This is a genomic window from Lysinibacillus sp. RC46 (assembly GCF_041262385.1).
Taxonomy (GTDB): Bacteria; Bacillota; Bacilli; order Bacillales_A; family Planococcaceae; genus Lysinibacillus.
In genome coordinates, this window is the sequence record NZ_JBGCCF010000011.1 from 139,180 (window position 1) to 150,498 (window position 11,319).

The window sequence follows — 11,319 nt, forward strand, 5'->3', positions numbered from 1 at the left end:
GGCCTAAAGTGATTTCGTGAAATTACTCGCATTTAATACTGTAAAATTAAGTATTTGTTTATTCGGTGGACAGTTGTATAAATTGAAACAAAACCCAAATATTCTAATAAAAAAATTGGCAGAGCATTGTTGCAATAAATATGGTATAACATTCTATATTTTAGTATAATATTCTATGTTTTTAACAAAAACAAGTTTCCTTTATTAGGATAAAGGGCTGAAGGAAGGTATTTTATTGTTATATTTAGGATTGATCATGATTGCTTGTTTATTTTTATATTTACAAAGAGCTTCATTTTCATTGGTTGCTGATTCAAAATTACGATTACCAATTAAAAGAATGGATAAGTTAATTGTGTTTGCTCCTTTTGTTACAGTAGTCGTGTTTTCTATTCTTTTTTTAACTGTACTGAAGGGACAATTAGCTGATAGAATATCGCATGCTTTAATCGTTTTTAGTCTTTGGATTTTTTTCACTTATTTCATAAAAACCTTATTTGGTTATTGGAACAATAAAAATATATTATTGGCTTCTTTAGTTGGAATCCCTTTGACACTATATTATATTTTCCAATTGACTCCGTTAGACAACTATACAAAGATCGTTTTTCTGAAAATAGGGAATGTATCATTTATCGTAGGACTAGTATTAATCGTTTTATTTTATTCGAATTATTTACATAACAGGAAGTTAGAATTGGCGGAGGATAATTAAAGAATGGGGCGATTTTAATTTATTCGCCATTAGAAAATAGAAGCGTATTCGGGAGAAATCGAATACGCTTTATTAATTATAATTAGTTTTATGTTATAGAGTTTTTATACGATAGTTAATTAGTTAGTACTAAAAATGTAATAAAACTCAAACCATATATGCCCATAAATCCGAGACTCATTTTCGATAATTTAGTGCTGATTGAAAAAGCCTTTTGTAATCCTTCTTTAAAAAGATGCACAATGAAAATAGATACTGCTAAGAAAAACGATACCATTGCAATGATTAACGCAATTTGTTCCATAAAAATGACCTCCTGTGATGATCTGTATTGTAGAATAATAAGTATATTAATCAAACCGACAAGCAATAATACATTACTCATTCGAATGCCAAAAACTTCTCGTTCTTTTATTTCGATTTTCCAAGCATCAACTATACCTCTAAGTAAATCAATCGTCATAAAGAATGTCCAATCTTTTTGTTCTAATAGATCAAATAATTCATCGCCATATCGTTTTCTCCAACTTTTTGGATAGAAATAAATTAACCACTTCATATAAGCCCAAGCCTTTTTGCGCCAAGTGTAGTTATTGCTTGGATATCTTTAATTTGGTTGCTTAAATATTCACGTCCGGCATCTGTTAGCCTGTAAGGTTTTTTGCGATCATCTGATTCAAGCACTTGAATATAGCCCGCATTTTCTAAACGTGTAATTGCTCCATATAAAGTTCCAGCACCTAACTTAATACTATAATTCTTTTCAATATCCTCCATAATTGCATAGCCATGACAATCTTTTTCTGCCAGACTAATCAAAATAAACAGTGAAGGCTCTGAAAATCTATCCTTTTTCATACAATATATCCTTTTAAAAGTTTATTACGTTTGGCGATATAACGTATAACGTAATAACAACTGTTATTTCCAATTCGTGCAATAATAAGCTATTTAAAAGAGAGAAAAGGCCTAGCCTTTTTGCCATTAACTTTTCCTTGTCAAAACACAAACATTGCTGTTTCGAGTTATAACCCTAATCATAGAAGGAACAGGTATTTAATTTTATGCAAGACTTAAGGCTTAAAGCATTACCCGAAATTATGCATAGTGGCATTAATAATACGTGATAAGGAATAGGAGTTAAAAGTTATGTTGCTCATGACTCTAACAGGAGTTTGGAAAATGAAAGATTATTTGCCAGGTCTCTAAGAATCATTGTGGAAATATAAGTAATATAAGGCCTATAATTGGAATAGGTGATTAAAAGTGAATAAACAAAATAAAAAGATAATCTATATCGGTGATAATCGCAGTCTGTATACGAAATATCAATGTACCAGTGCTCCGAGTGTCATCTTTATAGCTGGATTAGGCGATAGCTTTGAGATATGGAAAAAGGTCCAAGATCGAATATCGGATGTAACGTCAACCTTGTCCTACACAAGGGTGGGTATTGGCAGTAGTTCAGTAACAGCTGTCCCGCAAACTTGTCATGATTTGGTCGAGGAGCTTTCAGAATTGTTGCAAGAACTTGACGTAAAGAAACCATATATACTAGTAGGGCATTCTTTTGGTGGTTTAATCGCGAGATTGTCTGCCAGTCTCAATCCACTCGATATTTGCGGCATGATTTTGGTTGACGCTGCACCGGAATTTAAAGAACTTGCTTATGAACAGGTTTTACCGGAAAATCTGGTTGCAGGAAATAGAGAATATTTAGAAAACCCTTCGTTGAATAGTGAAAATATTGATAAAATGCAGAGCTATAAGCAAATTGTTGATCATTCAAGACAAACTGACCTTCCTCTCACAATTATTGCAAGAGGTTTACCTGATAGTGGAGAAGAGGGATGGCCATCTCAAAAGATATTGGAAATTGAACAAAATCTCCAAGCAGAATTCAAGAAGCTGTCAACGTCAAGCAAGTTTCGGATTGCTAGTCATAGTGGACATTATATACATCATGATGAGCCAGAGATTGTGATTGAGGAGATTATACTTATGTTAAAGGAAATCGAAAAAGCACTTAAATTGAAAAAAGATGAATGATCTTTTGAGGGCACTGAAAAAGTCTATATCTTCTCACATTGCGAGGTATTCATTTGGCACTGTGACTCTACTGTTGTTTTCCAAAGCATTCCGCTCGCTTTCCGCGGGCGAGCGCCGAGCCTCCTCCTACGCTTCACTTCGTGCGGTCGTCTGTCTCGCTTTCCCGCAGGAGTCGAGCGATGCTTCTCCAAACAACGCAATGTATCACACTATTATTTTAGTCACGCTTTCCTTTATATTAAAAGAATTAATGTGTAGGTGGTGCCCCCGATGATTTCAAATCAAGAAACCCTTAATTTAAGTCCATATATGGCGATCTACGATATTGTTGTGCCAAAAGATAATATACTTCGCCAAATCAATGAACTTGTTGATTTTTCATTCATTTTAGAAGAGTTAAAAACAAAATATTGTTTAGACAATGGACGTAAAGCCATTCCTCCAATTCGTATGTTACAAATGGCAAACCATATACCTACATAAAATTTAAAACACGTTAACTTTCATTAGAGGAAGTTGACGGTCAGGAAACACAGTAGATGGAGTAGAGCCAATATTCTTCGCTCCCATTTTTAAATAAAAACCTTCCGCGTTAGGTTCACTATCAAGAGTAAACTCGCTTATTCCTAACTCCTTCGCTTTATTTAATAAATGGTCCCATATCATTCTTCCTAATCCTTTACCGATATAATCAGGATCTATAAATAATGCATCCAATTTCAATTCATTTATAGTAAAGCTATAAAATGCTACTATCTTGTTGTCACTCTCCATTACGTAAACGGGATTTTTTTCTATGTACTCTTTTGTTACAGTTAAATCATCTTTACATTGTTGTAGAAAATCTTCTGTATATCCCCAATAGGCTTTTGACTTATAAGCTAAATTGCTTAATAGATAACAATCTTGAATTTTTGCAGTTCTAATCAACATTATAATTCCTCCAATAAATCATTTTTATGAAAACATTGAACTTAGACTCCGTTTTATTCATTTATTACCATAATATTAAAGTTGGAAATATTGAAAGTAAAGCGACTTATGGGCATCTACGGAGCATCGGGAAATGGCAAATTAATAATATGCGTAGATGCGCGAAGTGAAAATTCGAAGGAAAATGTGCAATAAAAAAGCCAATTAAAATCTTCTAATCAGCTTCTGTTTTTTAGTTTTTTTCCTGTTTCAATACCCGCACCAAAAACTACTGATACCATACAAATGAAATAGAGTATTTGTTGGAAGCTATCTGCCGTCCAATATCCAAAAAAATTCATGAATACAAGGATGACAAATAATATTGCAGAAACAATGAGAGAATAAAAGCTAAAATTATGAGACATTTTAAATCCTCCAATATATGTTAATTAATCTACGATTTCAGGTTAACATAAATTAGGCGTTAAAACCAAATTATTACTGCACAATTTGAGGGAAAAGGTGTGCTTGATTTTTGTGGAACAATAGAGATATACCGTCATTAATCTGGGAGTATCACATTAAATCTTTATTTAAAAAAATACAGCGCATTAGTAAGAATGGTTGTAAGATATTTACAGGTAGGTGTTTAGATTGAAAAGATTAGGTCTTAGCGACATTTGTATAGGTTGTGGTGCAAACGCGACTGACCATGACTGCGATTGGGTTACTTGTTTTAGTTGTGGTTATTCAGATAGCGGGGTTAGAGAAGATAGTCACATATCATTATTATCATTGTGATTTTGAATCTGATCAAAGTAGAAGAATGTGTGAATCGTTTTAGAGGATTATGTGTCATAACAAGTTTAAGGAGGAATTAGAAAATGGGATTAGATATTACTGCTTACAGAAAATTGGTAGTTGTAGAAAACCCTGAATTAGATGAAGATGGCGAAGTACTAGATTGGGATAACCAATGGAAACCTGGTGAAAGTATGGAATGGTCTGAAGAAAATTTCCCTGGTCGTGGTGAGGGTGTTAATCCACAAACAGTTTATACATGGGAAGAAGGTATTGAATTTTGTGCAGGTAGTTATAGAGGATATAACTGGTGGCGAGCAAAATTAGAGGAATTTTCTGATGGTAATGACTTCCAAGAATTAATAAATTTTGCCGACAACGAAGGAGTTATAGGCCCAATAGTTTCTAAGAAACTTGCAAAGGATTTTGCGAAAAATAAAGTAAAAGCAGAGGATTTTGCAAAGTCCCTAGATAATGGAGGTTGGTGGATAGGTCAGTACGAACTATGGCAAGATGCGTTCGAAATGGCTGCAGATAATGGAGCAGTAGAATTCCATTGATGAATATTTTGAAGAAAGAAACTATAAAAAGGGTCACTTGGGATGGAGTGACCCTTAGTAACAAGCTTCGGAGGTGTAAGGCTAAATTAGCTTTACATTACTATTAATATGTCGTGATAGTTTTTTTGTATAGTTCATAGCCTGAGAAATAGATTTTTTAAAAAACACTAATTCGATTTGGAGCACATGTGTATGCACACAGGGGCTCGAATTTGATTAGATTTTGTTCCAAATAACCATAAATTGTGCTGCTTCAGACTCAAGTGCAATTAGATGATCTTCAGTAGAGGGTTCATCTGAAATTAACCTACCTTTTTGAACGTTTAAAATTGCTGGTTTTATATCAGGAGAATGATCAATGGTGAAATCAGATTGTTTTAATAGTGTTAAAGATGAGCGGCATTTATTTTTATCAATTCGTTCGTCCTTCCCTTTGAAATATAACTTGATTAAGTGTGGAACACCATCAATCATTAATCCAAGTTCTGGTGATGAACGGACAGTTAAATAATCGCTATACCAATTGGATTTGCCAGGGTCAAACCATTCAATTTCTTTATTTTTTATAAATTTTAAATGTGCTTTGGCTGCTTCCAAGTAATTCTTTTGTTTAGCTTGAGAAACTTTGTTAGCAAGAGAAATTAGGTAATCGTTACTAAATTCCTTCTCATGAAATTTTCGGATACCATCCCGTAAAGGTTTCCAGTAATCAAAAGCAGGATTGTAATCATCTTGATATTTTATTTGTCTAACCATTGAAGTCTTACCAGTAACGCCTTTGAAAGTAAAGTCTGTAAATTGCGTTAGACCGATAGATACTTTTTTTGAAGACACTAATAACAACTCCTTTATTTGTAAATATTCCACGAAATACCTTAGATAATTTTCAGGAGGTTGTAACATGAATAAATCAACGGTCGTGTATTAACGACTAACAAGCATCGTAAGGCAATCTACGAAGCTATCGGAGCAAGGGAAAACAAATGTGTTTTTGGAAAATTACAATGTAAACAGCATATGATATTATTCAAATTTTAGAAGCACTACAAATAAGTCAGTAAATTGATTTCATAGAAGTGGATAGGATCATTAATGGACTGCAACAATTAGAGGTGCCAAATGTTCAAAAAAGTTATCGTTGCATGAATGCTTGGTATTAGTGGATAAGTGATGGTTCAGAAGCTGAAACGGTTAGTGAATTATCTTTATACGCCAGAGGATGGCCGAGATCAGAAACATATAGAATTTTGTGTAATATGGGAGTTACTCATTATAGTCATTAGTGTATCAGTAAATATTGCATGCTGATAATTAAAAAGCTGCCTAACAGTTATCTGTTAAACAGCACATGGATATTGTAAATATAAAACAAAAAACAGGAAAAATCAACAAATTTTTTAAGAGGGTGTTGTCATTGAAAAAATGTTTATCATCCTTTTTATAGTTGTTTTAGGTGGATCCAGTACTAATAAAGATTTGTTAAATACGGAGTTACAAGAGCCTTTTAATACAAAGGCTGTTTTCGTAAAGATTGTTGCTATTCAACTAACGGTGCAGTTTAGTGAAAGGATAGATTGGAGGAAGAGTAATGACAAAAAATAAATTAAAAGGTTTAGTTTCTTTAGGTTCTGTAATAACTGCAATTGGTTTTATTTTGTTATTTTTCAGTGTTGATATTGGATTATCACTTGCTGAATATCGGATAGTTACACAAGGTGGGATGGACACTTCGCAATACCTAATTGTAATTGAAGGTTATACAAATAATTTCTTAGCTGCTGGAAGTATCCTTTTTGGGATTGGTATCTCCACCATCATTTTTGCTTATTACAAGATACTTAATATTAACGAATAGAAGTAATAAATATTGTTTTTCTTATTCAAGTAACAGGTGGTTTCGTATTATAAGGTTAACCAGTTTTTACTGGTTGACCTTTTTTTAATAGAATGGATTATATCAGTAGCCAGAGTAGAACGTACGGGTGCGTGGGACAATGATCCCGTTAACTAAACTGTCCAGTTTAAGAAAAATTTACGAAAGCTCAAAACATAAAGACCGGATTAATCTACAAAATGTGTAGGTTAAACTTGGTCTTTTTGTTTTAATATCAACAATCTATACGAAAACAGCCAATACAAAAAATACTACAGCTATAGATTTGAATGAAATAATAAAATTTGATTGGGAAAAAGCATATCTCTTTTCGCCATATACCCCGAGGGATAGTCTTAACAAGATGATAGGTTTGGAATTTAATGATAGTAGAATAGACACGAGTGATGATATTTATTTAATAGTTTTTATCAACAAGGAGAAGGTCGTTCATTACTCTGAAATTGATAGGTAACAGTTAGAGTTTTCTGTCGCTAATGGTTCCTATCTTACTCCAGAGAACTCTTTGATAACAATTACACGGCCATAATTCATAATAATATTATGACAATGGAAAAGAGCGTAGGGGATATACTTTTAAGTTCATTATGGGAAAAAACTATAAAAAGGGTCACTTGGGATAGGAGTGACCCTTAGTAACAAGCTTCGGAGGTGTAAGGCTAAATTAGCTTTACATTACTATTAATATGTCGTAATAGCTTTATTTGTATAGTTCATAGCCTGAGAAATAGTATTAAAAATAAAAAGTTGTAGCGTGGTATGAGCAATTAGTAAGCATATGAAGCTTTCCAGTACAACATATTTAGAGACAGAAACAAATTTGAATCAGATGGGGAAGTAGTCGAAAGGCTGCTTCTTTTTAGTTTTTCAAAAAGGTTGGATACTTCAACTAACGATGAAATTCAGTTTAGTTAGGAGGAATTTGTTGGAAGTATAAAGAAGTAATAAAGAAAAATAAATTCTTTGTGGAAGGGGATAATTTGAAAGTGATAGACAAAATGGAGATGTTTGATTTTGCAACTTTAGAAATGAATGATGAACAAAAAGAATTTGCCTCTGCTTTAACATTAATTACAGAAGGAAAAGAATGTTTGGCTGCAGAAATTTTAAAGAATCTGTATTGTGAGCCTCATGATTTTTCATTGCGAAGTAGTTGTGCCAAGATTTTATTTGAGCTTTATTTTACTAAATCTGAATGGAAACAATTAGAGATGCTCGGCCTTCTTGATGATCAAAGCATTGATCAAAGCAATCGTTTAATTGCGAAAGCTTGTAGCAAGTCTGAACAAACAACGTTCTCCTTCTTAAACGATGAAATACGTATTCCAATGAAACTAAGTATTTCTGGCTCTCCAACGGTTGATGTAATGATTAATGGAAATAAAAAAAGCTTTTGGTTAGATACTGGAGCAGGGATGACGGTCATCTCAAATGCTTTAGTGAGTGACTGTAATATTAACATTGTGAAAGATGAAGAATTGGAGGTTGGAAATTCAACAAGCCAAAATTTTAGTGCCGATTTGGCCATCATCGATACAATTGGCATACAGGGGCTAACAATTCTTAATCAGCCTACATTGGTGTTAGCGAATGATTTATTAATGATTCAAAACCCTAAAACAGAAGAAATAATGCAGGTAGACGGTATCATTGGATGGGATATCATACAACATATTTTTCTGGAAATCGACTATGGCCGAAAACAGGTAATAATTCAGAAACCGCAACAAAAAGATGGTGTGGAGAACAACCTTTTCTTCTGTGGGTATCCGATTTTGAAAGTGAAAGGTCAGAATCAAGTCCCGTTGTATTTCGGTTTAGACACCGGTGCGAATAAGAGCCATTTTGGACAACCGCTCCTATCGAAAATCGAGAATCTTAAAATAGCAAGAAGAAAGGTACATTCAGGAGGCTTCGGTGATGTAAAAGAAAGAGAATTAGACAGCATAGAAAGTTTAACTGTTAATCTGAATGAGAATCAGTCGATCAGCTTACACAACGTGAGAGAGATGTTGACAGATCTTGCTACTTTTTTCAAGCTAGACGGTGTTTTTGGTAGTGATATTGCTAAGGATGGGCGTATGGTGATTGATTATATGAATAGAAAGTTTGAACTTGTGTTTATCTAATGATGCTGCCAAGAGTCAAGCAATTATTATTATGTATTTAATCTTGGTATAAGGTTTTATTATCATAACTTTATAGGAGGTAATAGTTCATGCCCTTATTCAAATACGGAGTGCTAAAAGGTAAGGTTGTTGACGTGAGACCTGTGGATTCATATGATAAGACGCCCCATTACGAAGTGCATATTCGAGCAACAAAGAATGATCAAAGTGAGGAAGATTATAGGATTGCGATCAATGTTGCCTCTAAGGTAAAGCCTTCAGAAGTCCTATATTTTGTTAGTGAAGATTTTAACTCTAAACAAATAACAATTATTCCAAATTACGAAGAAGGATTTACAGAAGTTACTAATGAAAATCGCGAAATTGCATTAGATTATATTCGTGGTGGCTTATTTGATCCCTCAAAAATGATTCCTCTCCCTGCAACAAAAAATGGACCAGACAATGACTTAAATGAGAAAGTTAATAAATATATGCAAGAGGCAATGACTAAAAAAGCTACAGTTTATGCTTACGGAGAAAAATTTAAAACTGAAAATGAAAGAGATAAATATTTCGGGTTTTCTCCAGGCAGAGGCATTCATGATATTCATATGAATCAAGGAAATAGTAGGGATTTTAGAACAGACGACGGGATCTGGCAAGATGGTGGTGTACTCATTCATTTTGAGGAAGAGAATAGATGGGTTGGTATATTCCTAGCTTTCCAATCGCAGTCTTGGTGTACAGATGACTATGGACATGCAACTAAGCCAGTTAGTGTATGTAACCATAAGAATAGAAAATCGACACTAGAAATCTACAGAACATAAAAGTGCATGAGAAGGGGCTATTAAAGAAGGTGGGAAAAGCACAAATCCTACTGGTGCACTTACCATAAACAAATGGCAACAATGCTTAGAAGGTCAGTATGTAGCTAAATAAAGAACTTAGACCAAGATTGCTTAATGGCTATCTTGGTTTATTTTGTGTTCTGTATTTTTATTGCTAGTGAAATTATTCACAAGTATTACAATTAAATTAACTAAGCCTTTTAATATAGTGCTTAAAATACCAGGTTTCATCAATTGATACAACGTTAAACTGGAGCCAAATATTATTACTACACTCAAAAGGGTCTTTATTCATGTTTTCATTTAATACCTCTTTTATACTTTTATAGGTATATATTTAGTGGAGTCAAATGATAAAGTAAAAGTTAAATTTTTTGAAATGGTAGAAAAGGGGATTGGATGTAAAATATGCTTGACACCTAATTTATCTTATTTTATTATCAAGGTGTAAAGAATGTTTTACACCTTATTAAATCTAAAGGTGGCATAGTAATGGAAAATAGAATCAGGGAATACCGAGAAAAGAATGGTTATTCACAAGGTAAATTGGGGGATTTATGTAAAGTAACAAGACAAACAATCAATGCCATTGAAAATAATAAGTATGATCCAAGTTTAGAATTGGCATTTAATTTGTCTTATGTTTTAGGTATTTCTATTGAAAAATTATTTATATTTAAATATGAAAGGAATGAGAAAAAGTGATAACTGTAAAAAAAATCAGTTTAATCTGTTCTTTAATTCTTATTACTGCAACTGGATGCTATGGGATATATGAATGGTTTACAAAAGAAATAATTAATGCTACTACATTATTCTTTGTCTTCCTAGGTGTTGGTTTTTTATTCCAATCCCTTACCTGGGGTGAAATGGATGGAAAGTACGAAAGAGAAAAAGATGAATTAGAGAAACATATAACTCTTTTAAGTTCAAAAATTAGTTATTATCTATTACTTATATTAATGATAATCGTCTTAGTTGTCTCGGAAAAGGTAATTGCAATGAATGATATAAAGAATATTCCTCTTGTTATTGTAATTGGATTAGCTTTGATAACTATGCCAATCACTGAATTCGTAGTTTCGAAAAAATACCGTTAAAAATGTGGCTATATATAAATTAATTCGTGTATTAATTGAGAGGGCTTTATTTAAATAATCAAAATCAAGGCCAATCCATTATGAGTATTCTATTTTCTCCCTTTTTATATATTCGTTTTTATATTTTATTTGCTTTTTATCAAAATAGGTCAGATGTTGCTAGATGGCGTATTAATAAAGTATATTTACAGGTATGGATGCAGATCAATATTTATAGGCGTACATTATTACAAATGTCAACTAATCTATGTACAAAAACGCTCACTTAATTGTGTATAAAATTACTCACCTTCTGGAGCTAGGTGGTTCTTCAAACGATATGA

Annotated in this window: 13 protein-coding genes and 1 pseudogene; 8 read left to right on the forward strand and 6 right to left on the reverse strand. The window is 32.9% G+C overall.

Features of this window, described 5'->3' with window-relative positions:
- Window positions 1-204 precede the first annotated feature (204 nt).
- The 3 genes from ABH966_RS12345 to ABH966_RS12355 all read right to left on the reverse strand — a co-directional run bounded on the left by ABH966_RS12345 (window position 205) and on the right by ABH966_RS12355 (window position 1,573).
- Complete coding sequence (locus ABH966_RS12345) at window positions 205-477, reverse strand: hypothetical protein (RefSeq protein ID WP_370078798.1); 273 nt, start codon at window positions 475-477, stop codon at window positions 205-207.
- Window positions 478-830: 353 nt separating this feature from the next.
- A complete protein-coding gene (locus ABH966_RS12350) occupies window positions 831-1,274 on the reverse strand; it encodes a hypothetical protein (protein WP_370078800.1) in 444 nt (147 codons plus the stop codon).
- Window positions 1,271-1,573, reverse strand: coding sequence for a PadR family transcriptional regulator (locus ABH966_RS12355; RefSeq protein ID WP_370078802.1), 303 nt, complete (start codon window positions 1,571-1,573; stop codon window positions 1,271-1,273). The genes ABH966_RS12350 and ABH966_RS12355 overlap by 4 nt, the downstream gene beginning before the upstream one ends.
- A 408-nt stretch (window positions 1,574-1,981) precedes the next feature.
- Between ABH966_RS12355 and ABH966_RS12360 the strand changes: the two genes are divergently transcribed.
- Window positions 1,982-2,764 (forward strand): alpha/beta fold hydrolase, encoded by a 783-nt coding sequence (locus ABH966_RS12360; protein WP_370078804.1) that lies wholly within the window; start codon window positions 1,982-1,984, stop codon window positions 2,762-2,764.
- Between the two features lie 270 nt (window positions 2,765-3,034).
- Window positions 3,035-3,223: pseudogene (locus ABH966_RS12365) on the forward strand (transposase); the annotation flags it as partial.
- 27 nt (window positions 3,224-3,250) lie between these two features.
- Here ABH966_RS12365 and ABH966_RS12370 read toward each other — a convergent pair.
- Window positions 3,251-3,697 carry a GNAT family N-acetyltransferase gene (locus ABH966_RS12370; RefSeq protein ID WP_370078806.1) on the reverse strand — a complete coding sequence of 149 codons (447 nt, stop codon included), beginning with the start codon at window positions 3,695-3,697 and terminating at the stop codon, window positions 3,251-3,253.
- Window positions 3,698-3,915: 218 nt separating this feature from the next.
- Entirely contained in the window at window positions 3,916-4,104 is a 189-nt protein-coding gene (locus tag ABH966_RS12375) for a hypothetical protein (RefSeq protein ID WP_370078808.1), read from the reverse strand.
- A gap of 459 nt (window positions 4,105-4,563) precedes the next feature.
- Between ABH966_RS12375 and ABH966_RS12380 the strand changes: the two genes are divergently transcribed.
- Complete coding sequence (locus ABH966_RS12380) at window positions 4,564-5,040, forward strand: hypothetical protein (RefSeq protein WP_370078810.1); 477 nt, start codon at window positions 4,564-4,566, stop codon at window positions 5,038-5,040.
- Between the two features lie 216 nt (window positions 5,041-5,256).
- Here the strand turns inward: ABH966_RS12380 and ABH966_RS12385 are convergent, their stop codons facing one another.
- The gene (locus ABH966_RS12385) at window positions 5,257-5,874 is read right to left on the reverse strand and encodes a hypothetical protein (protein WP_370078812.1); all 618 of its coding nucleotides are present in this window, start codon (window positions 5,872-5,874) and stop codon (window positions 5,257-5,259) included.
- Window positions 5,875-6,628: 754 nt separating this feature from the next.
- Here ABH966_RS12385 and ABH966_RS12390 point away from each other — a divergent pair.
- The 5 genes from ABH966_RS12390 (at window position 6,629) to ABH966_RS12410 (ending at window position 10,996) form a co-directional block, all read left to right on the forward strand.
- Window positions 6,629-6,895 (forward strand): hypothetical protein, encoded by a 267-nt coding sequence (locus ABH966_RS12390; RefSeq protein WP_142509674.1) that lies wholly within the window; start codon window positions 6,629-6,631, stop codon window positions 6,893-6,895.
- A gap of 1,025 nt (window positions 6,896-7,920) precedes the next feature.
- The gene (locus ABH966_RS12395) at window positions 7,921-9,063 is read left to right on the forward strand and encodes a retropepsin-like aspartic protease (protein ID WP_370078814.1); all 1,143 of its coding nucleotides are present in this window, start codon (window positions 7,921-7,923) and stop codon (window positions 9,061-9,063) included.
- A gap of 89 nt (window positions 9,064-9,152) precedes the next feature.
- Window positions 9,153-9,875 carry a DUF2278 family protein gene (locus ABH966_RS12400; RefSeq protein WP_370078816.1) on the forward strand — a complete coding sequence of 241 codons (723 nt, stop codon included), beginning with the start codon at window positions 9,153-9,155 and terminating at the stop codon, window positions 9,873-9,875.
- Window positions 9,876-10,388: 513 nt separating this feature from the next.
- The gene (locus tag ABH966_RS12405) at window positions 10,389-10,601 is read left to right on the forward strand and encodes a helix-turn-helix transcriptional regulator (protein ID WP_370078818.1); all 213 of its coding nucleotides are present in this window, start codon (window positions 10,389-10,391) and stop codon (window positions 10,599-10,601) included.
- A complete protein-coding gene (locus ABH966_RS12410; RefSeq protein ID WP_370078820.1) occupies window positions 10,598-10,996 on the forward strand; it encodes a hypothetical protein in 399 nt (132 codons plus the stop codon). The genes ABH966_RS12405 and ABH966_RS12410 overlap by 4 nt, the downstream gene beginning before the upstream one ends.
- Window positions 10,997-11,319 lie beyond the last annotated feature (323 nt).